Consider the following 21,662-nt stretch of genomic DNA (forward strand, 5'->3'; position numbering starts at 1 on the left):
CGGTAGCCGAACGGGCACCGTCAGGTCCGCGGTACCAGCGTCATCGGCAGCCGGTTCGGCTGCATCGTGGCCTTGAGCTGCGCGTAGACCTTCTTGCCCGGCACCGGAACCAGCCGCCAGCGCGCCCCGATCGTCGCGGCGACGATGCCGAGCTCCGTCGGCGCGAACACGTGCCCGGGACACAGCCGGGCACCCGCGCCGAACGGAATGTACGCGCCCTTCGGCAGTTCCGCGGTGTGGCCGGGAGCCCACCGGCCGGGGTCGAACCGCCCGGGATCGGGGAACCAGCGCGGATCCCGGTGCAGGGTGTGCTGGCTGACCGCGACCTCGGCGCCGGCCGGGATGCGGACGCCGCCGAGCTCGACGTCTTCACGCGCCCGGCGCATGAGGATCAGCGGCGGTGTGCGGCGGACGATCTCGTTGACGATCTGGTGCGTGTACACCAGATCCGGCAGGTCCTCGAACCGCGCGGCCCGGCCGCCGAGCACGGCGTCGACCTCGGCGTGGAAGCGGCGTTCGACGTCCGGGTGCTGGCCGAGCTCGTGGAAGAACCAGGCCAGGGCGACGGCGGTGGTTTCGGCGCCGGTGGTGAGGATCGTGATGACCTCGTCGTGCACCTGCCGGTCGGACATGCCCTCGCCGGTGTCCTCGTCGCGCGCCATGAGCAGCATCGACAGCAGGTCGCCGTGGTCGGCGCCCTGTTCCCGGGCGGTGACCACGGTTTCGCCGATCACGTCGCGCAGCCGCGCGGCCGCGGCGTCGAACTTCCGGTTCGGCGGGATGGGCAGCTTCTCCACGAACTTCGGGGAAAACGCCCGGATCAGCACGTATTTCAGCATGACCGGGATGGAACGCTGGATTTCCGCGAGTGCTTCGTCGCCGAGCGCGGTCGAGAAGAGCGTCTGCCCCGCGATGGTCAGCACCAGGTCTTGCATCCGCCGGTCGAACTCGACGACTTCGCCCGGCTGCCACGATGTCGTGATCTCGTCGGCCAGCTTGGTCATGGTGTTTTCGGCGTAGCCCGCGATCCGCGTCCGGCCGAAGGCGGGCATCACGAGCCGGCGCTGACGGCGGTTGAGCTCGCCGTTCGAGGTGGCCAGGCCGTCGCCGAAGAGCGGGCGCATCTTGTCGAAGACCAGGCCCTTGTCGAACTTGTCGGCGTCGGTGGCCAGCACCTGCCAGGACAGTTCGGGGGTGGTGACCACGTGCACCGGCAGCGGGCCGAGGTGGAGTTTGACGACTTCTCCGTGCGCGGGCAGGGAAGTGAAGAGTTTAAGCGGGTCACGCAGCAGCGCCACTGTGTGCCCGAGCACGGGCCAGCGGCCGGGAACGGGACGCGCGTCGGTCATGTCTCGCCTCCTCGCGACCGGGACACCTTAGCGACGCGGCGGGGTCTCCGAGCGCGGGTCCACACGAACGGATGAGGGCGCTACACTCCGGCATCTCGAGCGAGGGTGGGAGGTCCCGTGACCGGGGAACCGAGCTGGGTGCCGGCGGAGATCGACACGACGGTGCCGAACCCGGCGCGGGTGTACGACTTCTGGCTCGACGGCGACCACAACTTCGCCGCCGACCGCGCGCTCGGCGAGCAGATCCTCAAGATCATGCCGGGCGTCCGCGACGCGGCCCGCCTCAACCGCGCGTTCCTGCGCCGCGCGGCGCGGTACCTCGTCGACGCCGGCGTGCGGCAGTTCCTCGACATCGGCTCCGGCATCCCGACGGTGGGCAACCTGCACGAGATCGTCCAGCAGGCCGACCCGTCGTGCCGCGTGGTGTACGTCGACCGCGAGCCGGTCGCCGTCGCGCACAGCGAGCTGCTGCTGCAGGACAACCCGGGCTGCCTGGTGCTGCAGGCGGACCTGCGCGACGTCGACGAAGTCCTGGAGGGTGCCGCCAAGCTGCTGGACCCGGACCAGCCGATCGCCGTGTTCATGTTGCTGCTGCTGCACTTCGTCCCGGACTCGTGGGACCCGGCGGGCATCGTCGCCCGGTATCGCGATCGTCTGGCCCCGGGCAGCTACCTGACGATCTCGCACGTCGCGGCGGACTCCGAGTCCGAGCGCCTCGACGAGGCGGTCGAGGTGTACAAGAGCAACCAGAACCAGCAGAACCAGCCGGTCCCCCGCACCCATGCCGAGGTCCTCCGCTTCTTCGACGGCTTCGAAATGGTGGAGCCGGGGCTGGTGGGGTGCGCGATGTGGAACCCCGCGGCGCCGGCGACATGTCCGACGACCCGGCGATCAACGCGCTGCCGTATGCGGGGATGGGCCGGAAACCCTAGTCACCGCAGGGAGAAAATCGCCGGTCGGCGAGTCCGGGCGCACGGTGAGGCGCGATTACTCCACTGTGGACACCGCGAAGCGGTGAACCGCGATGAGCCGTTCAGCGCGGGCGCCCCCGGCTCGAGCCCAGGGTTCCGGCAAAGTCGGATTCGCGCAGCCGAGCTGCCGTCGATGACTGCCACCCTCTGCAGCGGCGAGCCGCATCCCAACCCGCTCCGACCACGACCTTCGTGTCGCTCGAAAGTCCGGTCGCGATGGTGTTCACCTCATGTGCGCGGCCACCGCGCCGGTGCCCCTTGCGGCGCCACCGACGTTGCCGGAACCCTGTGGTCGAGCGCGGCACACGGACGGCCTCCCGGATTCGTCGAATCGTTTCGACGGCGCGGCGCGGAACATTCGCGTCGAAGGTGAGGATGGTGACGACCATTACAGTCGCCGGAGTCGAAGGTCAAGAGTTACTGGGAGCGCACCCAGGAAGTTTCGGTCACGCTCCAAACTGCACTCTGAGCTGGGAGAAGATCCGTTACCAGCGCCGTTCGACAAATTCGACTCCGAGGCCCGCCGTCGAATGCGAATCGAATATCTCCACACGGCAAAGCGTGCTTGTGTTTCGCGCGGGTGTCACCTACCTTCTTGCCATCGTCGATGCGCTTCGACGCACTTCTCCCGCTTCGTCCCCAGGAGGCCGCACGTGGTCACGATCAACGACGTCGCCAGCGCGGCGGGCGTGGCACCCAGCACGGTGTCGTACGTGATCAGCGGAAAGCGCTCGATCTCGCCGAAGACTCGCCGGCTGGTGGAAGAGAGTATCCGCAAGCTCGGGTACCACCCGCACGCCGGGGCCCGCGCGCTCGCCAGCAGCAAGACCAACGTGCTGGCCCTGGTCGTCCCGCTGCGCACCGACCTCAACGTCGCCGTGGTGATGGAGTTCGTCGCCGCGGCGGTCACCGCGGCCCGCGCGCACGACCAGGACCTGTTGCTGCTCACCAAGGACGAAGGCCCCGCCGCGCTGCAGCGGGTGGCGTCCTCGGCGATCGCCGACGCGCTGATGGTGATGGACGTCGAGGCCGCGGACCCGCGGGTGCCGATGCTCATCGCACTCGACCGGCCGGTGGTGCTCATCGGCGTGCCCGACCACCCGGCCGGGCTGAGCTGCGTCGACCTCGACTTCACCGCCGCGGGCTCCGCGTGTGTCGCGCACCTGGCCGACCTCGGCCACCGCTCGGTCGCGCTGATCGGTCCCTCCCCCGCCGTCTACCGGCGCGGCACCAGCTACGCGACGCGCTTCCTGCGCGGGTTCGACGACGCCGCGCAAAGCCGTGGTGTGCGGGCGACGAACCGGCCCTGCGCGCACTCCTACGAAGCCGTGAGCGCCTGTCTGGACGAACTGCTCGCCGCCGACCCGGACCTGACCGGGCTGGTCGTGCACAACGAGGCCGTGCTGCCCGGGCTGCTCTCGAACCTGCGCCAGCGCGGTCTGCGCGTGCCCGAGGACATCTCCGTCGTCGCGGTCTGCCCGGACAGCATGGCCGCGCAGCACGCGGTCGCGCTGACCACCGTGGCCATCCCGGCCGAGGAGGTCGGCGCCCAGGCCGTCGAGATGACCATGCGCCGGCTCGCCGGCCACACCACCCCCGAGGTCCGGCTGCTCGGGCCCCGCCTCACCCCGCGAGACAGCACCGCCGCGCCGCGCGCCTGACCGGTTCCACTCCAGCGACGAAGGAGAACCACCATGTCCGCAGCTCGTCGCGCCCTCGTCCTGGCCGCGAGCGCCACCCTACTGGCCGCCTGCAGCCCCAGCCCCGCGCCGCCGGTGTCGAGCGCCGCCGGCGCGCCGGCCGCCACCTCGATCACCGAGCTCGACTACTACGCCGACGAGCAGGGTTCGGCCGCGTGGCAGAAGATCCTCGACACGTGCGCCACGCAGACCGGGGTCAGGATCGACCGGCAGAAGGTGCCGACCGCGCAGATGCTGCCGAAGATCCTGCAGGACGCGAGCTCGAAGACGCTGCCGGACCTGCTCTTCACCGACAACCCGACACTGCAGCAGGTCGCCGCCACCGGCGCGCTGACGGCGCTGGGCGACTACGGCATCACCACCGACGGCTACTACGACAGCATCGTCAAAGCCGGGACCTACCAGGGAAAGGTGTACGGCGTCGCTCCCGGCGTCAACGGCCTCGCGCTGATCTACAACAAGGACCTCCTCACCGCGGCCGGTGTCGAACCGCCGAAGACCTGGGACGAGCTGAAGGCCGCCGCGGCGAAGCTCACCAAGGACGGCAAGTACGGCCTGGCGTTCTCCGCGATCCCGTCCGAGGAGGGCACCTGGCAGTTCCTCCCGTTCTTCTGGAGCAACGGCGCGGAACTGTCCCAGCTGGACTCCCCCAAGGCCGTGCAGGCCCTGCAGTACGTCACGGAGCTGGTCAGCTCCGGCTCGGCGTCGAAGTCCGTGGTGACGTGGAACCAGAACGACGTCGCCGACCAGTTCGTCGGGGGCGCCGCGGCCATGATGGTCAACGGGTCGTGGAACCTGGCCCGGCTCGACGAGCAGAAGTCGCTGCACTACGGCGTGGTCCCGATCCCGGTGCCGCAGGCGGGCGGCAAACCGGTGGTCGCCCTCGGCGGCGAGGTCGGCGCCGTGCCGGTCACCAGCGGGCCCGCCCAGCAGGCCGCCGGGAAGGTGCTCTCCTGCATCCTTTCCGAACCGACGATGCTGCAGTGGAGCAAGGCGCACGCCTACGTCCCGTCGAAGACGGCCGCGGCCACGAGGTTCGGCGCCGAGCAGCCCGCGATGCAGGCCTTCGTCGACGAGGTCGGCTCGGCCCGCTCCCGCACCGCCGAGCTCGGCGAGAAGTACCCGAAGGTCTCGCAGGCGCTGGCCGACGCGCTGCAGGCGGCGCTGACCGGGAAACAGCCGGCCGACCAGGCCCTGAAGACCGCGCAGCAGGCGAGCGGGTCGTGACACCGGCCGCCCGCCGCGAGCCCCGGTTCACGGCGTGGGCGTTCCTCCTGCCGGCACTGGCCTACGTCGGGGTGTTCTTCGGGTATCCCCTGGTCGCGAACCTGGTGATGAGTGTCCAGGACTACACGGTGAAGTCGTTCTACACCGGTGAAGCGCCCTTCGTCGGCTTCGCCAACTACTCCGCGGTGTTCGCCGACCCGTTGTTCTCGACGGCCGCGCTCACCACCGTGCTGTTCACCGCCGGGTCGCTCGTCTTCCAGTTCGGCATCGGCCTGGCGCTGGCGGTGTTCTTCACCGGCCGGTTCCTCGGCAGCGCGCTGCTGCGGTCGCTGCTCCTGCTGCCGTGGCTGCTGCCGCTGGTGGTCAGCGGGGCGGTCTGGCGGTGGATGTTCGACCAGGACCACGGGGTGCTCAACGCGGGCCTGCGCCTCCTCGGCTTCCCCGCGGTGCCGTGGCTGAGCAGCACGACCTGGGCGCTGCCCGCGGTGATCCTCACCAACGTCTGGATCGGCATCCCGTTCAACCTGGTGATCATGCACGGTGGGCTGCGCGCGATCCCGGCGTCGCTCCACGAAGCCGCGGCGCTCGACGGCGCGAACGTGTGGCAGCGGTTCCGGCACGTCACCTGGCCGCTGCTGCGGCCGGTCACCGGGATCGTGCTCATGCTCGGGCTGGTCTACACGATCAAGGTGTTCGACGTGATCATGGTCGTCACCGGCGGCGGGCCGGCCAACGCGACGCAGACGCTCACGACGTGGTCCTACCGGCTGTCCTTCCAGGACTTCGCGTTCGGGCAGGGCGCGGCCGTCGGCAACCTCCTCATCCTCGTCGCCACGGTGTTCGGGCTGCTGTACCTGCGCTCGGCGCGGGCGACGCTGGCCGAGGCGGCGACGTGAAGGCCCGGACGGTCTTCGGTGTCCTGATCGTCGCCGTGCTGCTGTTCCCGCTGTACTGGATGGTCAACGCGTCGCTGCAGCCCAGCGGCGCGCTGCTGCGCCCGGACGCGGCCTTCTTCCCGGTCGGCGGCACGCTGGACGGCTACCGCGAGGCCCTCGCCTCGCAGGGGCCCCACCTGCTGTCCAGCGTCGTCATCGCGCTCGGGACCGTGCTCGTGTCACTCGCGGTCGCGGCGCCCGCGGCGTACGCGCTGGCCCAGCTCAAGGTCCGCGGCGGCCCGGCGCTGGTGTTCGTGCTGCTCATCGTGCAAATGATCCCGGGGATCGTGATGGCCAACGCGCTCTACACCGTGTTCGGCAACCTCGGGCTGATCGACAACTACCTCGGCCTGGTGCTCGCCGACTCCACCGCGACCATCCCGTTCGCGGTGCTGCTGTTGCGGGCCTTCATGATCTCCGTGCCGAGGGAGCTGACCGAAGCGTCGCGAGTGGACGGCGCCGGGTACTGGCGGACGTTCGTCTCGATCATCCTCCCGGTCAGCCGCAACGCGCTCGTCACCGCCGGGCTGTTCTCGTTCCTGTTCGCCTGGGCGGACTTCCTCTTCGCCGTCACCCTCACCACCGGCCGGTCGATCGAGCCGATCACCGTCGGCGTCTACCGGTTCGTCGGCAACCAGTCCGCGGACTGGAACGGGGTCATGGCCACCGCCGTCCTCGCCGCGGTCCCCGCGGCCGTCCTGCTCGTCGTGGCTCAGCGGTACGTCGTCGCCGGGCTGACCAGCGGCGCCGTGAAAGACCAGGAGACCGCGTGATCGCCACGACCGAAGACGGCCGCTCGCTCGAAGTCACCGTGCGGCACGAGGTGCTGCGGATCGAACCGTGGGGCGCGGACAGCCTGCGCGTGCGCGCCGGACGACACCGGATCCTCGACGACGTCCCGGGCGCGCTGCTGCCCGCGAAGCCGTCCGCTGCCACCGCCGAGGCCGGCGAGCGGTCCGGCCGGGTGGTCAACGGCGCGCTCACCGCGATCGTCGAGCTGACCGACACCGACACCGGCGTCGACGCGCAGCTGAGGTTCGTCCGCACGGACACCGGCGAGGAGCTGCTGGCCGAGCAGCGCGCGCACTTCTGGTGGCCCGGCGCCCGGCTGTTCCTGCCGTCGCGCAACGGGTACGGCCGCCTCGAACAGCGGTTCGCCGCCCACGACGACGAGCGGGTCTACGGCCTCGGCCAGCACACGCACGGCCGGCTCGACCAGAAGGGCCTGGTCCTCGACCTGGTGCAGCGCAACGCCGAGGTGTCGGTGCCGTTCCTGCTCTCGAGCCGCGGGTACGGCTTCCTCTGGAACAACCCCGCCGTCGGCCGGGTCGAGCTGGCCGCCAACGGCACCCGCTGGGTCGCCGACGACGCGCGTCAGCTCGACTACTGGGTGACCACCGGCGACGGCCCGCGGCAGATGCTCGGCCACTACGCCGACGCGACCGGGCACGCGCCCATGCTGCCGGAGTGGGCGACCGGGTTCTGGCAGTCGAAGCTGCGCTACCGGACGCAGGAAGAGCTGCTGGCCGTCGCGCGGGAGTACCACTCGCGCGGGCTGCCGCTGTCGGTGATCGCCGCCGACTTCTTCCACTGGACACACCTCGGCGACTGGAAGTTCGACCCGGCCGAGTGGCCCGACCCGGCCGGGCTGGTGCGGGAGCTCGACGAGCTGGGCGTCAAGCTGATGGTGTCGGTGTGGCCGTCGGTCAGCCCGCTGTCGGAGAACTACCGCGAGCTGCACGAGCGGGGCCTGCTGGTGGCCGCGGAAAACGGCGTCCCGGCCCACGCGCCGTGGCGGGACAAGGGGTTCGACGTCGAGCTGCCGGTGGCGTTCTACGACGCGACCAACCCGGCGGCGCGGCGGTTCGTCTGGGGCAAGGTCAAGGAGAACTACTACGACCTGGGCGTGCGCGCGTGGTGGCTCGACGGCGACGAGCCGGAGATCCAGCCCGGCCACCCGCACAACCTCGGCTTCCACGCCGGGCCGGGCTCGGAGGTCTTCAACCTCTACCCGCAGGCGAACGCGCACGCCTTCCACGACGGCATCCGCGGCGAGGGCGACGACGAGGTGGTGCTGCTCAGCCGCTCGGCGTGGGCCGGCAGCCAGCGGTTCGGCGCGGCGCTGTGGTCGGGGGACGTCCCGGCGACCTGGGCGTCGCTGCGGGCGCAGGTGCGGGCGGGGCTCAACGTCGCGGTCGCCGGGATCCCGTGGTGGACCACGGACATCGGCGGGTTCCACGGCGGTGACCCGGCGTCACCCGGTTATCGCGAGCTGATGGTGCGGTGGTTCTCCTACGGCGTGTGCTGCCCGCTGTTCCGCCTGCACGGCTTCCGCGACCCGCGGCCGCCGTTCGGGCCGGAGATGACCGGCGGGCCGAACGAGGTCTGGTCGTACGGCGCCGCCGCGCTGGCGGCGATCGAGGAGTCGTTGCGGCTGCGGGAGCGGCTGCGACCGTACCTGATGGCCCAGATGCGGGTGGCGCACGAGCAGGGTGTCCCGCCGATGCGGCCGCTGTTCGTCGACTTCCCGGGTGACCCGGGCGCGTGGGACGTCGACGACGCGTTCCTGCTCGGCCCGGACCTGCTGGTCGCGCCGGTGCTCGAACCGGGCGTCACGGCACGCCGGGTGTACCTGCCCTCGGGTGCGCTGTGGACGGACGCGGTGACCGGTGCGCGCCACGACGGCGGGGCCACCGTCGAGGCGGCCGCCCCGCCGGAGCGGATCCCGCTCTTCCTGCGCGACGACACGAAGCTGCCGATCCGCGGCTGACGGCGGGTCACGAGCCGTGCAGCTCGGCCCAGAAACCCGGGCGCCACGGCACCGGCTCGCCCGCGTGGACGCCGTCCGGCCACGTGCGGACCACGTGGACGTCCGTGCGGACCCGCGCGCTGGGGAACCGGAACCGGGTGGCCGTCGCGCCGCTGAAGTCGGCGTGACCGCTGAACCGGGCGCCGCCGAAGAAGGCGTCGGTGAACCGGGCGTCGCGGAAGGTCGTCCGGCCGGCGAAGCCCGCGCCGGCGAACGACGCGTCGTCGGTGAACTCGGCCGCCGAGAAGTCCGTCAGCGCCGAGAACCGCGCGTTGTCGAACCAGGTTTCGCCGTGGCTGGTGCTCCCGGCGAACGCCGCCGTCCCGGTGAACGTGACGCCCTCGAAGTCCGCTCCCTCGGCGAACCGGGTGTCGCGGAACGAGGCGTGCCTCGCGAAGCACGAGCCTTCGAAGCTCACGAGGCCGGTGAAGACGGTGTCGTCGAAGCGCGCGTCGCCGACGAAGCGGACACCGCGGAAGACGGCGTCACGCACCGAGCACCCGCGCAGGTCGACCGCGGGCAGCACGGCGTACCCGACGTGCAGGTCCATGTCCGGCCAGAACCGCGGACCGGCCCGCCGCAAGCGCGGCCGCAGCAGCTCCCACAGCGGCGCGTGCGGACCGCCGTCGCGGAGCTGGGCGAGGACCTCGTCGACGCACTCCTGGCGCAGTTCGGGGTCTTCGTCGGCCGCTTCGGCCAGGTCCCGCAGCGCGGCGAGGCGTGCCGCGCCCTCGTCGGCGAGCAGGTCCGCCAGGACGTCCGGCGGCATCGGTTCCGGCCGCGCCGACGGCGTCAGGACCTCGGCCGGCCGGTCGCGGCGGAGCAGCAGCCACGCCGTGACCGCGCCCGAGACCGCACCGATGAGCGCGAGGACCGGGAACGGGGTGAGCGTGGACATGCCGGGATTGTCCCGTCCCGGCCCGGCTCGGCGACACCGGTTTAAAGTGGACCTGTGAGTCCAACGCTGACGAAGAAGGGCGCCGCGACGCGGCAGCGGATCATCGAAGGCGCGGCGGCGGAGATCCGCGAGCGCGGGGTCGCCGTCACGACGCTCGACGACGTCCGGGCGCGCACCGGCACCAGCAAGAGCCAGCTCTTCCACTACTTTCCGGACGGCAAGGAAGAGCTCCTGCTGGAGGTGGCGCGGTTCGAGGCCGGCCAGGTGATGGCGGCCCAGCAGCCGCAGCTGGGCGAGCTGGGCTCGTGGGCGGCGTGGAAGCGCTGGCGCGACACGGTCGTCTCGCACTACCGCGAGCGCGGGCAGTACTGCCCGCTCAACGTGCTGATCTCCCAGCTGGGCCGAGCGACCCCGGGCGCGCAGGCCGTGGTGACGGAGCTGTTGCGCGGCTGGCAGAACGAGCTGGAGGCCGGCATCCGCCGGCTGCGGGAGGCGGGCGAGGTGAGCGCGGAGCTGAACGTCGAACGCACCGCGGCCGCCCTGCTGGCGGGCCTGCAGGGCGGCGTGGTGGTGATGCTCTCAACCGGCCGCATCGACCACCTGGAAGCGGCGCTCGACGTCGGGATCGCGAACCTGCGGGCGAGCGGAAACCGGGGCTGAGCCCGGCTTCCGCTCCCGGGGTCAGGCGTTCTTGATCGCGGAGATCTCGAACTCGAGGGTGACCTTGTCGCTCACCAGGACACCGCCGGTCTCGAGGGCGGCGTTCCAGGTGATGCCGTAGTCCTTGCGGCTGATCGTGGTCGAGCCCTCGAAGCCGATCCGGTCGTTGCCGAACGGGTCCTTGGCCGAGCCCTCGAACTCGAAGGGGATCGTCACCGAACGGGTGACGTCCTTCAGGGTCAGGTCGCCGGTGACGTCGAAGCTGGTCTCGCCGGTCTGCTTGATCTCGGTGGTGGCGAAGGTGATCGTGGGGTACTCGTCCATCGACAGGAAGTCGTTGCTCTTCAGGTGCCCGTCGCGGTCGGCGTTGCGGGTGTCGATGCTGTGCGCCTGGATGGTCACCTGGGCGGAGGACTTCTCCGGGGCGTCACCGTCGATCGTCGCGGTGCCGGTGAAGTCGTTGAAGCTGCCGCGCACCTTGGTCACCATCGCGTGCCGGGCGACGAACCCGATCCGCGAGTGGGCGGCGTCCAGGGTGTACTCGCCGGTGAGCTGGGGGTACGTGGTCGCGGTGGTCATCGCTGGTCTTCTCTCCTCGTGCTGGCGTCCCCCCGGTGATTGAGGGCTCAACAACACTGTACTCAGAATGACTGGTTGCGCAAGCAAGCTTTGGATAGACTGCCGGTATGGGTGATCTGGACGAGGAGGAAGCCGCCTTCTGGCGGTCGCTGATCCGCATCACGACGGTGCTGCCACGCGCCCTCGACGACCAGTTCCTCCCCGAGACCGGGCTGACGATCAGCGACTACGGCGTGCTCGTCGCGCTGTCCGAGGCGCCCGGCCACCTGCTCCGCATCTCCGCGCTGGCGGCGACCACCGCGTTGTCGCTCAGCCGGATCAGCCGGGTGGTCGACGACCTCACGCGGCGCGGGCTCGTCGAGAAGCGCCGGTGCGCCGAAGACGGCCGCGCGTCCAACGCCGTGCTGACCGCGGCCGGACTCGCCAAACTGGAGGCGGCCTACCCGGGCCACCTCGCCCGTGTGCGGGCTTCGGTGTTCGACCACCTGAGCGCCGGGGACATCCGCACCGCCGGGCCCGTGCTGGCCCGGCTGGCCGCGGCCATGGAGGCCACTCCCCCGACCGACGACTGCTGAGGACGCCGATGACCGACCAGGGCGAGTACAAGCGCGACCTGAACTACATCCCGGACCGCATCACCGCCGACGGCCGCGACGGCTGGCCGGTCGAGGCCGGCCGCTACCGGCTGGTCGTCGCGCGGGCGTGCCCGTGGGCGAACCGCGCGGTGATCGTCCGGCGGCTGCTGGGCCTCGAGCCGGCGCTCTCGATGGGCATCGCCGGGCCGGTGCACGACGAGCGGAGCTGGAGCTTCGACCTCGACCCCGGCGGCAAGGACCCGGTGCTCGGCATCGAGCGGTTGCAGGAGGCGTTCTTCAAGCGCGACCCCGACTACCCGCGCGGCATCACCGTGCCGGCGTTCGTCGACGTCCCGAGCGGCCAGGTCGTCACCAACGACTTCGCACAGATGACGCTGGACATGTCCACCGAGTGGACCGCGTACCACCGCGACGGCGCGCCGGAGCTGTACCCGGAGAAGCTGCGCGACGAGATCGACGACGTCGCGCAGAAGGTGTTCACCGACGTCAACAACGCCGTGTACCAATGCGGGTTCGCCCGGTCCCAGGAGGCCTACGAGCACTCGTACCGCAAGCTGTTCTCGCGCCTGGACTGGCTTTCGGAGCGGCTCGCGGACCAGCGCTACCTGGTCGGCGACACGATCACCGAGGCCGACGTCCGGCTGTTCACCACGCTCGTCCGGTTCGACGCGGTCTACCACGGCCACTTCAAGTGCAACCGCCAGAAGCTCACCGAGCTGCCGGTGCTGTGGGCCTACACGCGCGACCTGTTCCAGACACCCGGGTTCGGCGACACGATCGACTTCGCGCAGACCAAGGAGCACTACTACGTGGTGCACAAGAACGTGAACCCGAGCGGGATCGTCCCGCTCGGGCCGGACGTGTCCGGCTGGCTGACCCCGCACGACCGCGAGCAGCTCGGCGGCCGCCCGTTCGGCGACGGCACCCCGCCGGGCCCGCCGCCCGCCGCGGAACAGGTGCCCGCCCTGGCCTGACTGGCTACGGTGATCGCCATGGAACGCCTGCGCGACCGCCGCATCCTGGTCACCGGAGCCGGCTCCGGCATCGGCCGGGCCACCACCCTGCGCCTGCTGGCGGAGGGCGCCCGGGTCATCGGCACCGACGTCTCGGAGGAGGGTCTGCTGGGTACCCAGCAGGCCGCCGACCGGCCCGGTCTGACGACGTTCGCGATGGACGTGGCCGACGAGGCGTCGGTGGCCTCGGGAGTGGCCTCGGCGATCGAGGCCCTGGGCGGGCTCGACGTGCTGGTCAACGCGGCGGGCATCCTGCTGGCGTCGCACACGCACGAGACGTCGCTGGAGCTGTGGAACCGGGTGCTGGCGGTGAACCTGACCGGCACGTTCCTGGTGACGCGCGCGGCCCTGCCGGCGCTGCTCACCTCGGCGCACGGCGTCGTGGTCAACTTCAGCTCGACGTCGGCGTCGTTCGCCCACCCGTACATGGCGGCGTACTGCGCGAGCAAGGGCGGCATCCAGGCGTTCACGCACTCGCTGGCCCTGGAGTACAGCAAGCAGGGCCTGCGCGCGGTCAGCATCGCGCCGGGCAGCGTGAAGAGCGGCATCACGGACTCGGCGGCGAGCTGGCTGCCCCAGGACGCCGACTTCTCCCTGTTCGGCCGGCTGCTGCCGATCATCCCGGCCGACCACACGACCGAGGTGGGCAACCCGGTGGCGGGCCCGGAGACGGTGGCGGGGGTCGTGGCGATGCTGGCGTCGGACGACGGCAAGTTCATCACGGGCACGGAGATCCGGATCGACGGCGGCACGCACACCTGAGGACTGAACCGGCGGGCCCGCTGACCCGCCTCGCCCACCTGCTCGGCGCCGACGCTCCCGAAGACGTGGCGCAAGAGGCCTTCCTCCGGCTCCGCGCCCCGCTGGGCGACCGCGCGGCCTGCCGCCTTCGCGCGACCGTGGTGCGCCGGTCGCGGAGACAGCGGGCGCGCGCGACGTTCACGGAGCTGGACGCGCTACCCCGGCCGCAGCGCGAGGTCCTCGTGCTGCGCTACGGGCTGGACCTCGGCACGGCCGAGATCGCGGAGACCCTCGGCCGTTCGCCGGGCCGGGTCGAGGCGCTGCTCCGCCGGGGGCTGGACCAGCTGGAAACCCGGCCGGTGGTGGTCCCGCGCGTGCGGCGCGCCGCGTTGGCGGGCGCGGCCTTCGTGATGTCGATCTGCGTGCTCGCCACGAGCCCGCTGGCGTCACCGGACCCGCGAGGCGCGACGCCGTCCCACGCGGACGGCACCTCGAGCCTCCCCGCGCCGACGTAGGCGCGTCTAGTCCACAGTGGACACGGCGGCGTCGAGCAACGGGCGCAGCTCCGCCACCACCGTGTCGAGCGGGGCGACGTCCTGGTGCGCCCGCGCCAGGACGATCGCGCCCTCCAGGGTGCTGAGCATCAGCACCGCCAGCGAGGTGCTGCGGGCCGCCGGGACGCCCATGTCCTCGAGCGCGCCCGCCAGCGGACGCTGCCAGCCGTCGAAGGCCTTGCCGACCGCCTCCCGCAGGAGGTCGCTGGTCGCCACGGTGTCGGCGACCGTCGCGACGAGCGGGCAGCCGGCGTCGAAGCCCTGCGCCGTGAACTCCTCGCGCCACTGGGCGGCCATCGCCGCGAAGAGCTTGCCGGGGGTCGGGTCCTCGAGCTTCGCGGTGACGCGCGCGACGCGCCGGGCCGCGTAGTCGCCCGCCCAGGTGACCGCCTCGGCGATCAGCTGGTCCTTACCGCCCGGGAAGTAGTGCTGCAGCGACCCCCGCGGGGCTTCGGCGTGCGCCACGACGTCCCGCATGCCGGTCGCCCCGACACCGTGGATCCGCACCAGCTGCGCGGCGCTGAGCACCATCCGCTCGCGCGGTGTCCTCGTCATCGGCTGCCTCCTTCATGACGTCCGTCATGGTAGCCCAGCCGGGAACGACCAGGACGAAGTCACGCTCTCCGCGTTCGAAAGCGGGGACCGGACGGAAGCCCTGGCGCAGCAGCAGTGCCTCGGCCCCGGTGTTCCCGGCCTGCACGGTGCCCCGCACGACCCAGCCCGGGAACCGCCCGGACGCCCACAACCAGCGGCTCAGCGCGCTGCCGATCCCCTGCCGCTGCCACGCGTCGGCGACCAGCAGTCCGATCTCCGCCTCGCCCGGGGTTTCCGCGACGAAGTTCAGCAGGCCCACCGGAACCCCGCCGCGGGTGGCCAGCAACGCCGGTGAGCCGGCGAGCAGGAACCGCTGGCAGCGCCGGAAGACGTCACCCGGCTCGGCCGGGCCGCCCATGATGAAGCGCCGCCGGAGGCTGTCCGGCGAGCAGGCCGCGACCAGCGCGGCCACGCACTCCCGGTCCGCCGGGCGGTCGCCCAGCTCCCGGATCTCCATGACGGCTGTCATAGTCCCATCACAGCACGATGCGGCCCGGAACACACTATGACCGCTGTCATAGATCGACGGCGCGCGAAAAGTCTGCGACCGTGCCTGAAGGCTGGACCTGGGAAGACGCTCCCGAAGCGGAGAGAGGAAAGACCACTCCCTTCCGTAACTAATATATAGCGCACCCCCGGGCTTGCGGCAAGACCCCGGTTGTCCCCCACAATTCTCGACCGAAGCCACAACCTGCACAAACGCGGGAATTTCCCAGGGGGTCTCTTGTCTGACGTGATCATCGCCGGGGGCGGGCCGACCGGCATGATGCTGGCGGCCGAACTGCGGCTGCACGGCGTCGACGTGCTCGTGCTGGAGCGCGACGCGGAGCCGACCAAGGTCGTCCGGTCGCTCGGCCTGCACGCGCGGAGCATCGAAGTGATGGACCAGCGGGGGCTGCTGGAGCGGTTCCTGGAACTGGGCACGAAATACCCGGTCGGGGGTTTCTTCGCGGGAATTCCGAAGCCCTCGCCGGAGCGGCTGGACACCGCGCACGGCTACACGCTCGGCATCCACCAGCCCGTGATCGACCGGCTCCTGGCCGAGCACGCGGTCGAGGCCGGCGCCGAGGTCCGGCGCGGCCGCGAGGTGACCGGGCTGGAGCAGGACGACGACGGCGTCACGGTCGAGCTGGCCGACGGCGAACGGCTGCGGACGCGCTGGCTCGTCGGCTGCGACGGCGGGCGCAGCACGGTGCGCAAGCTGCTCGGCGTCGGCTTCCCCGGTGAGCCCAGCCGGATCGAGACGCTGCTGGCCGAGGTCGAGGTGACGGTGTCGCGGGAGGAGATCGACACCGCGAACATCGAGGTCCGCAAGACCCAGAAGCGCTTCGGTTTCATGCCCGTGGAGGGCGGCACCTACCGCGTGGGCGTCCCCGCCGAAGGGGTCGCCGAGGACCGCCGGACCCCACCGACGCTGGCGGAGCTCAAGGAGCAGCTGCGGAAGACCGCCGGCACGGACTACGGCGTGCACTCGCCGCGCTGGCTGTCCCGCTTCGGCGACGCCACCCGGCAGGCCGAGCACTACCGGGTGGGCCGGGTGCTGCTGGCCGGCGACGCCGCCCACGTCCACCCGCCGACCGGCGGCCAGGGACTCAACCTCGGGGTCCAGGACGCCTTCAACCTGGGCTGGAAGCTCGCGGCCGAGGTGAACGGCTGGGCGCCGGCCGGGCTGCTGGACAGCTACGAGGCCGAGCGGCACCCGGTCGGTGAGGACGTCCTCAACAACACCCGCGCCCAGATGGAGCTGATGCAGCTCGAGCCGGGCCCGCAGGCGGCGCGCCGGCTGCTCGCGGAGCTGATGGACTTCGACGAGGTCAACCGGCACCTCACCGAGAAGATCATCGGGATCGGCATCCGCTACGACTTCGGCGAGGGCCACCCGCTGCTGGGCCGCCGGCTGCGGGACGTCGAGCTCAAGCAGGGGCACCTCTACGGGCTGCTGCACGCGGGCCGCGGCCTGCTGCTCGACCAGACCGGCTCGCTTTCGCCGGCCGGCTGGGAAGACCGGGTCGACCACGTCATCGACGTCACCGCCGTCGGCGAGGACCTGGACGTGCCCGCGGTGCTGCTGCGCCCGGACGGGCACGTCGTCTGGGCCGGGGAAGACGGCGCGGACCTGTCCGGGGCGCTGCACAAGTGGTTCGGCGCGCCCACCGCCTGAAACGCTGTTGTCCGACCACGAAGAGGGAATCTTGTCTCAGGGGTACGAAGAAGAGCTGCGGGCCGAACGCGGCTACGTGGCGGGGCTCTACGCGCGGCTCGACGCCGAGCGCGCCCGGGTGAAGGGCGAGTACGAGGCGGCGTTGCGGGGCGACGGCGCGGGCGCCATGGAACGCGACGTCGGCGTGCGCGCGCTCGGCCGTCAGGTGAAACGGCTGGACGTCGTGGACAACGGGCTGTGCTTCGGGCGGCTGGACGCGGTTTCGGGCGAGGTCTCCCACATCGGGCGGATCGGCCTCTTCGACGAGGAGGACGAGTACCGGCCGGTGCTGCTCGACTGGCGGGCGCCCGCGGCGCGCCCGTTCTACACCGCCACCGGCGCGAACCCGGAGGACATGCGGCGGCGCCGGCAGTTCCACACGCGCGGCCGGCGGCTGCTCGGGTTCACCGACGAGGACCTCGGCCGCCCGGACGCGCAGGCGCAGGGGGACGCGGCCCTGCTGGCCGCCGTCAACGCGCCGCGCGGCGAGGGCATGCGCGACATCGTCGCGACGATCCAGGCCGAGCAGGACGAGATCATCCGGCTCGACCACCCGGGTGTGCTCGTGATCGAAGGCGGGCCGGGCACCGGGAAGACGGTCGTCGCCCTGCACCGCGTCGCGTACCTGCTCTACACGCAGCGGGAGCGGATGGAACGCCACGGCGCGCTGGTCGTCGGGCCCAACCCGGCGTTCCTGGACCACATCGGCCGCGTCCTGCCCTCGCTGGGCGAGACGGACGTCGTGTTCACGACCGCCGGCGGGCTCGTCCCGGGCCTGCACGTCACCGCCGAGGACACTCCGGAAGCCGCGCGGCTCAAGGGCTCGCTGAAGATCCTCGACGTGCTGAAGGCGGCGGTCGCCGACCGGCAACGGCTGCCGGCGGAGCCGATCCCGATCCAGTTGAAGGACGTCACGGTGCGGATCGACGCCGAGACCGCCGAGTGGGCCCGGCAGGAGGCCCGCGACAGCGGGCTGGCGCACAACGAAGCCCGCGCGACGTTCACCGAGATCATCACCTACGTGCTCACCGAACGGGCGATCGGCCGGATCGGCCGCGGCTGGCTCAGCCGGGACGACAAGGAGGAGTGGGAGCAGTTCCGCGCGGGCCTGCTCGACGAGCTCGCCGAAGACCGGAAGTTCGCGGCGGCGCTCGACGAGCTCTGGCCGGTCCTGACACCGGAGGGCCTGCTGTCCTCGTTCTACTCCTCCGCCCCGGCGGACTCGGCGTTGCACCGGGCCCGCGGCGACGCCTGGACGGTGTCGGACGTGCCCCTGCTCGACGAGCTGACCGACCTGCTGGGCCACGACAAGACGGCCGAGAAGGCCGCCGAAGCCGCCGCCGCGCGGGAACGGAAGGCCGAGGCCGAGTACGCCGAAGGCGTCTTCCAGACGATGAAGCTCGACCGGGAGGAGATGGACGAGGACGTGCTGCTCTCGGCCGAGAACCTCCTCTACGCCGAGGACCTGGCCGACCGGTTCGTCGAGCACGACACGCGCAGCCTCGTCGAGCGCGCTTCGGCGGACCGGGACTGGACCTACCGGCACGTCGTCGTCGACGAGGCCCAGGAACTGTCCGAAATGGACTGGCGGGTGCTGATGCGGCGCTGCCCGGGCCGGTCGTTCACGGTGGTGGGCGACCTCGCCCAGCGCCGCTCGGCGGCCGGGGCGCGGTCGTGGGACGCCATGCTGGCGCCGTACGTGCCGGGCCGCTGGGCCTACCGCTCGCTGACGGTCAACTACCGCACGCCGGCCGAGATCATGGCGGTCGCCGCCTCGGTGCTCGCGGACTTCGCGCCGGAGGTCAAGCCGCCGGAGTCGGTCCGGGCCTGCGGCGTCCCGCCGTGGTCCCGGCGGGTGACCGCGGACGAGCGGGCGGCGGCGATCGAGGAGTTCGTCCGCGAGGAGGCCGGGAAGGAAGGCACCAGCGTCGTGATCGGGCCGCCGGGGGTGCCGGGCACGGTGCCCGCGTCGGAGACGAAGGGCCTGGAGTTCGACGCCGTCCTGGTGGTGGAGCCGGCGAGGATCCTCGCCGCCAGCGCGGCCGACCTGTACGTGGCCCTCACCCGGGCGACCCAGCGCCTCGGCGTGCTGCACGAAGGCGCGTTGCCCCCGGCGCTGGCCGGGCTCGCGGAGGTGGTCCGGAGCTAGCTGTGCTGTCCTTGGCCGGCCCACGGTTCGCCGGCGGGGAGCGCGGGTACGTTGCCGACGCCCGCGCTCCCCCACCGCGAAAGGCGTCCCGATGCAGCTTTACGCCGAACGGCCGATCCGCCGCACCGCCCAGCTCCTGGCCGACCTGCTCGCCCTGCTGGTCGTGGTGGTCGCGGTGTGGCTCGGGACCACGGTGTACGACGAGGTCATGAAGCTGCGCGCCCCGGGTGACGGGCTCGTCGACGCCGGAACGGGGCTGCGCGGCACGTTCGACTCGGCGGCGAACTCGGCCGGCGGCCTCCCGCTCGTCGGCGACGCCCTCGCCAAGGCACTCCACGGCGGCTCCGACGTCGGCACCAAGCTCGTCGACTCGGGCCGCTGGCAGATCGAGGCGGTGGAGAACCTCGCCTGGTGGATGGCGGCGGTCATCATCGCGCTGCCGGTGCTGACGTTGCTGGCGACGTGGCTGCCGCTGCGCTGGCACTTCACCCGCCGCGCAACGGCGGCGGCCCGGTTGCGAGCGCTCGGGGATGAGGGCCTCGATCTGCTGGCGCTGCGAGCGTTGGTGACCCAGCCACTGCGCAAGCTGGCTTCGGACGGCGAAGTCGCGACCGGCTGGCGGGAGCGGGACCGCGACGTCATCGAGAAACTGGCCGGCCGCGAGCTGGCCAGCCACGGCCTGGTGACCTGAGGCTCAGGCTCGCGGGCCCTGCTTCCGGCCCACCGACCGGCCGATGAAGTAGCCCAGGAGCAAGCCCACCACCAGGCCGATCGCGATGAAGAAGATCACCGTCGCCGCGGCGATCTTGCCGACCGTGCCGAGGAAGCCCTTGGCTTCGAGGTCCGTCACGGTCGCCAGGGCCTGGACCATCGTGTAGTGCGTCATGATCACCAGCGTCGCACCGGACGGCGTGGCCCGCACGACGTGAAGGTCCCCCGCCGGCGCTCAGGACACCGGCGGGGAGACCCCCACACTCCGCAGGCGGTCCTCAGCCGACGGAGGGGCCCATCCCGAGGGACTGCGGCGTGCTCGCGTCGGGCGAGGGCTGGTGCAGGCCTTCGTCCAGCGGGCCGAACTCGGTCATCAGCGCCGCGCTGCCGCCCCACGGAGTGGCTTCCTCGGCGATCAGGGAGTTCGTCGTCAGCAGCAGCCCGGCCACCGAAGCCCCGTTCTGCACCGCCGAACGGCACACCCGCAGCGGGTCGACGACGCCGAGCGCGATCATGTCGCCGTAGCGGTCGTGCAGGGCGTCGAAGCCCTCGTCGTTGCCCAGCTCGCGGGTGTGCGCGACGATCTCGTGCGCCGGGTGGCCCGCGTTGTGGGCGATGAGGTAGGCCGGTTCCGCCAGCGCGCGCCGGACGATCTCGACCCCGATCGCCTGGTCGCCTTCCAGCCCGAGACCTTCGAGCGCCTTCTCGGCGTGGAGCAGGGCCGCTCCCCCGCCCGCCACGATGCCTTCCGCCATCGCCGCCCGCGTCGCCGACAGGGCGTCCTCGACGCGGTGCTGCAGCTCCTTCAGCTCCGCCGGGGTCGCCGCCCCGACGCGCACCACCGCGACCTTGCCGGTCAGCGCGCCGATCCGCTCGGTCAGCACGTCCTCGTCGACGCCGAACTGCGCACGCTCGAGCTCCGCCCGCAGCTGCCCGACCCGGAACTCCACCGCGCCGGCCGAACCCGCGCCGCCCACGATGGTCGTGTTGTTCTCGGTGACGCGGACCTGCTTAGCCCGGCCGAGGTGCTCCAGCGTCATCGTCTCCATGCTGAAGCCGGAGTGGCGCGAGAGCACCGCGCCGCCGACGATGGCCGCGAGGTCCTCCAGCTTGTGCAGCCGCCGGTCGCCGAACCCGGGCGCGCGCACGGCCACCGACTGGAAGGTGCCGTTCACGTGGTTGTGGATCAGCATCTGCAGGGCCGTGCCCTCGACCGTCTCGCCGATCACGACGAGCGGCCGCGGGTCGCGCATCACCTTGTCCAGCAACGGCATCAGCTGCTGCACCCGGGTGATCTTCTCCGCGCACATGAGGATGTACGGGTCGTCGAGCACCGCCTCCAGCCGGCCCGGGTCGGTGACCAGGTACGGCGAGAGGTAGCCGTTGTCGAACTCGAATCCCTCGACGAAGTCGACGCTCATGCCGATCGTGGGCGACTCCTCGACCGTCACCACCCCGCCGTCACCGACGGTGTGCAGTGCCTTCGCGATCACCGCGCCGACGACGTCGTCGTCGTTGGCCGAGATCGCCGCGACCCGCGCGTAGTCCTGTTCGGACACCACCGGGTGCGCCTGCTTCTCCAGGTGCGCCACCAGCAGCCCGACGGCGTGGTCGATGCCGCGCTTGACGAGCACCGGGTTGCCGCCGCCCGAGATCGCCCGCATGCCTTCGTGGACGATGGCCTGAGCCAGCACGGTCGCCGTGGTAGTGCCGTCGCCGACGACGTCGTTGGTCTTGATCGCCGCTTCCTTGACCAGCTGCGCGCCCATGTTCTCGAACTGGTTCTTCAGGTGGATCTCGCGCGCGATGGTGACACCGTCGTTGGTGACCACCGGCGAACCGGTGATCTTCTCGATGATCACGTTGCGGCCCTTGGGACCCAACGTGGACTTGACCGCTTCGGCCAGCTTGTCGACGCCCGCCAGCAGCAGGTCGCGGGCGTCCGAGCCGAACCGCAGTTCCTTCGCCATGTTCCT

20 protein-coding genes and 1 pseudogene are annotated in these 21,662 nt (G+C 71.6%); 14 read left to right on the forward strand and 7 right to left on the reverse strand.

Annotated features, from left to right (window positions below; all coding sequences use genetic code 11):
- Window positions 1-20: 20 nt before the first annotated feature.
- Window positions 21-1,349 (reverse strand): cytochrome P450, encoded by a 1,329-nt coding sequence (locus ACZ63E_RS37195; protein WP_465340985.1) that lies wholly within the window; start codon window positions 1,347-1,349, stop codon window positions 21-23.
- Window positions 1,350-1,466: 117 nt separating this feature from the next.
- Here ACZ63E_RS37195 and ACZ63E_RS37200 point away from each other — a divergent pair.
- The 6 genes and pseudogenes from ACZ63E_RS37200 to ACZ63E_RS37225 all read left to right on the forward strand — a co-directional run bounded on the left by ACZ63E_RS37200 (window position 1,467) and on the right by ACZ63E_RS37225 (window position 8,952).
- Window positions 1,467-2,281, forward strand: a pseudogene (locus ACZ63E_RS37200) (SAM-dependent methyltransferase).
- 692 nt (window positions 2,282-2,973) lie between these two features.
- On the forward strand, window positions 2,974-3,981 hold the full coding sequence (locus ACZ63E_RS37205) for a LacI family DNA-binding transcriptional regulator (RefSeq protein ID WP_465313847.1): 1,008 nt from the start codon (window positions 2,974-2,976) through the stop codon (window positions 3,979-3,981).
- A gap of 33 nt (window positions 3,982-4,014) precedes the next feature.
- Entirely contained in the window at window positions 4,015-5,247 is a 1,233-nt protein-coding gene (locus ACZ63E_RS37210; RefSeq protein WP_465340987.1) for a sugar ABC transporter substrate-binding protein, read from the forward strand.
- Entirely contained in the window at window positions 5,244-6,143 is a 900-nt protein-coding gene (locus ACZ63E_RS37215; protein WP_465340989.1) for a carbohydrate ABC transporter permease, read from the forward strand. Before ACZ63E_RS37210 ends, ACZ63E_RS37215 begins: the two co-directional genes overlap by 4 nt.
- Window positions 6,140-6,955 carry a carbohydrate ABC transporter permease gene (locus ACZ63E_RS37220; protein ID WP_465340991.1) on the forward strand — a complete coding sequence of 272 codons (816 nt, stop codon included), beginning with the start codon at window positions 6,140-6,142 and terminating at the stop codon, window positions 6,953-6,955. The genes ACZ63E_RS37215 and ACZ63E_RS37220 overlap by 4 nt, the downstream gene beginning before the upstream one ends.
- A complete protein-coding gene (locus tag ACZ63E_RS37225; RefSeq protein WP_465340993.1) occupies window positions 6,952-8,952 on the forward strand; it encodes a glycoside hydrolase family 31 protein in 2,001 nt (666 codons plus the stop codon). The genes ACZ63E_RS37220 and ACZ63E_RS37225 overlap by 4 nt, the downstream gene beginning before the upstream one ends.
- A gap of 7 nt (window positions 8,953-8,959) precedes the next feature.
- Here ACZ63E_RS37225 and ACZ63E_RS37230 read toward each other — a convergent pair whose 3' ends face one another.
- Window positions 8,960-9,889 carry a pentapeptide repeat-containing protein gene (locus ACZ63E_RS37230; RefSeq protein ID WP_465340995.1) on the reverse strand — a complete coding sequence of 310 codons (930 nt, stop codon included), beginning with the start codon at window positions 9,887-9,889 and terminating at the stop codon, window positions 8,960-8,962.
- A gap of 54 nt (window positions 9,890-9,943) precedes the next feature.
- Here ACZ63E_RS37230 and ACZ63E_RS37235 point away from each other — a divergent pair, with 54 nt between their 5' ends.
- Window positions 9,944-10,549: a TetR/AcrR family transcriptional regulator gene (locus ACZ63E_RS37235; protein WP_465340997.1), complete on the forward strand. Its 606-nt coding sequence runs from the start codon at window positions 9,944-9,946 to the stop codon at window positions 10,547-10,549.
- Between the two features lie 21 nt (window positions 10,550-10,570).
- On the opposite strand, the gene ACZ63E_RS37240 is transcribed toward ACZ63E_RS37235, so the two are convergent.
- Window positions 10,571-11,128 (reverse strand): YceI family protein, encoded by a 558-nt coding sequence (locus tag ACZ63E_RS37240; protein ID WP_465340999.1) that lies wholly within the window; start codon window positions 11,126-11,128, stop codon window positions 10,571-10,573.
- Between the two features lie 107 nt (window positions 11,129-11,235).
- On the opposite strand from ACZ63E_RS37240, the gene ACZ63E_RS37245 reads away from it, so the two are divergent.
- The 4 genes from ACZ63E_RS37245 (at window position 11,236) to ACZ63E_RS37260 (ending at window position 13,993) form a co-directional block, all read left to right on the forward strand.
- Window positions 11,236-11,703: a MarR family winged helix-turn-helix transcriptional regulator gene (locus tag ACZ63E_RS37245; protein WP_465341001.1), complete on the forward strand. Its 468-nt coding sequence runs from the start codon at window positions 11,236-11,238 to the stop codon at window positions 11,701-11,703.
- A gap of 8 nt (window positions 11,704-11,711) precedes the next feature.
- The gene (locus ACZ63E_RS37250) at window positions 11,712-12,698 is read left to right on the forward strand and encodes a glutathione S-transferase family protein (RefSeq protein WP_465341003.1); all 987 of its coding nucleotides are present in this window, start codon (window positions 11,712-11,714) and stop codon (window positions 12,696-12,698) included.
- An 18-nt stretch (window positions 12,699-12,716) separates the two neighbouring features.
- The gene (locus ACZ63E_RS37255) at window positions 12,717-13,499 is read left to right on the forward strand and encodes an SDR family NAD(P)-dependent oxidoreductase (protein WP_465341004.1); all 783 of its coding nucleotides are present in this window, start codon (window positions 12,717-12,719) and stop codon (window positions 13,497-13,499) included.
- 65 nt (window positions 13,500-13,564) lie between these two features.
- Complete coding sequence (locus ACZ63E_RS37260; RefSeq protein WP_465341006.1) at window positions 13,565-13,993, forward strand: sigma-70 family RNA polymerase sigma factor; 429 nt, start codon at window positions 13,565-13,567, stop codon at window positions 13,991-13,993.
- Window positions 13,994-13,999: 6 nt separating this feature from the next.
- Here ACZ63E_RS37260 and ACZ63E_RS37265 read toward each other — a convergent pair whose 3' ends face one another.
- Together ACZ63E_RS37265 and ACZ63E_RS37270 are read right to left on the reverse strand one after the other, a co-directional pair.
- Window positions 14,000-14,560 (reverse strand): LmrA/YxaF family transcription factor, encoded by a 561-nt coding sequence (locus ACZ63E_RS37265; RefSeq protein ID WP_465341191.1) that lies wholly within the window; start codon window positions 14,558-14,560, stop codon window positions 14,000-14,002.
- Window positions 14,442-15,095 (reverse strand): GNAT family N-acetyltransferase, encoded by a 654-nt coding sequence (locus tag ACZ63E_RS37270; protein WP_465341007.1) that lies wholly within the window; start codon window positions 15,093-15,095, stop codon window positions 14,442-14,444. Before ACZ63E_RS37270 ends, ACZ63E_RS37265 begins: the two co-directional genes overlap by 119 nt.
- A 255-nt stretch (window positions 15,096-15,350) precedes the next feature.
- Here ACZ63E_RS37270 and rox point away from each other — a divergent pair, with 255 nt between their 5' ends.
- From rox to ACZ63E_RS37285, 3 genes are all read left to right on the forward strand, one after another.
- Window positions 15,351-16,787: a rifampin monooxygenase gene (gene rox, locus ACZ63E_RS37275; protein WP_465341009.1), complete on the forward strand. Its 1,437-nt coding sequence runs from the start codon at window positions 15,351-15,353 to the stop codon at window positions 16,785-16,787.
- Between the two features lie 28 nt (window positions 16,788-16,815).
- Window positions 16,816-18,975 carry an RNA polymerase recycling motor ATPase HelR gene (helR, locus tag ACZ63E_RS37280; RefSeq protein WP_465341192.1) on the forward strand — a complete coding sequence of 720 codons (2,160 nt, stop codon included), beginning with the start codon at window positions 16,816-16,818 and terminating at the stop codon, window positions 18,973-18,975.
- Window positions 18,976-19,066: 91 nt separating this feature from the next.
- Window positions 19,067-19,666 carry a hypothetical protein gene (locus ACZ63E_RS37285; RefSeq protein ID WP_465341010.1) on the forward strand — a complete coding sequence of 200 codons (600 nt, stop codon included), beginning with the start codon at window positions 19,067-19,069 and terminating at the stop codon, window positions 19,664-19,666.
- A gap of 3 nt (window positions 19,667-19,669) precedes the next feature.
- On the opposite strand, the gene ACZ63E_RS37290 is transcribed toward ACZ63E_RS37285, so the two are convergent.
- Together ACZ63E_RS37290 and groL are read right to left on the reverse strand one after the other, a co-directional pair.
- Entirely contained in the window at window positions 19,670-19,897 is a 228-nt protein-coding gene (locus ACZ63E_RS37290; RefSeq protein WP_465341012.1) for a hypothetical protein, read from the reverse strand.
- 67 nt (window positions 19,898-19,964) lie between these two features.
- The gene (groL, locus tag ACZ63E_RS37295; protein ID WP_465341014.1) at window positions 19,965-21,656 is read right to left on the reverse strand and encodes a chaperonin GroEL; all 1,692 of its coding nucleotides are present in this window, start codon (window positions 21,654-21,656) and stop codon (window positions 19,965-19,967) included.
- Window positions 21,657-21,662 lie beyond the last annotated feature (6 nt).

The sequence above is a fragment of the Amycolatopsis sp. NPDC104819 genome (assembly GCF_055583145.1).

Coding starts and splice junctions, on each gene's coding strand:
- ACZ63E_RS37195 (WP_465340985.1), bottom strand. CDS start 1,349: ATGACCGACGCGCGTCCCGTTCCCGGCCGCTGGCCCGTGCTCGGGCAC.
- ACZ63E_RS37210 (WP_465340987.1), top strand. CDS start 4,015: ATGTCCGCAGCTCGTCGCGCCCTCGTCCTGGCCGCGAGCGCCACCCTA.
- ACZ63E_RS37230 (WP_465340995.1), bottom strand. CDS start 9,889: ATGTCCACGCTCACCCCGTTCCCGGTCCTCGCGCTCATCGGTGCGGTC.
- ACZ63E_RS37240 (WP_465340999.1), bottom strand. CDS start 11,128: ATGACCACCGCGACCACGTACCCCCAGCTCACCGGCGAGTACACCCTG.
- ACZ63E_RS37245 (WP_465341001.1), top strand. CDS start 11,236: ATGGGTGATCTGGACGAGGAGGAAGCCGCCTTCTGGCGGTCGCTGATC.
- ACZ63E_RS37250 (WP_465341003.1), top strand. CDS start 11,712: ATGACCGACCAGGGCGAGTACAAGCGCGACCTGAACTACATCCCGGAC.
- ACZ63E_RS37255 (WP_465341004.1), top strand. CDS start 12,717: ATGGAACGCCTGCGCGACCGCCGCATCCTGGTCACCGGAGCCGGCTCC.
- ACZ63E_RS37270 (WP_465341007.1), bottom strand. CDS start 15,095: ATGACAGCCGTCATGGAGATCCGGGAGCTGGGCGACCGCCCGGCGGAC.
- ACZ63E_RS37285 (WP_465341010.1), top strand. CDS start 19,067: ATGCAGCTTTACGCCGAACGGCCGATCCGCCGCACCGCCCAGCTCCTG.
- groL (WP_465341014.1), bottom strand. CDS start 21,656: ATGGCGAAGGAACTGCGGTTCGGCTCGGACGCCCGCGACCTGCTGCTG.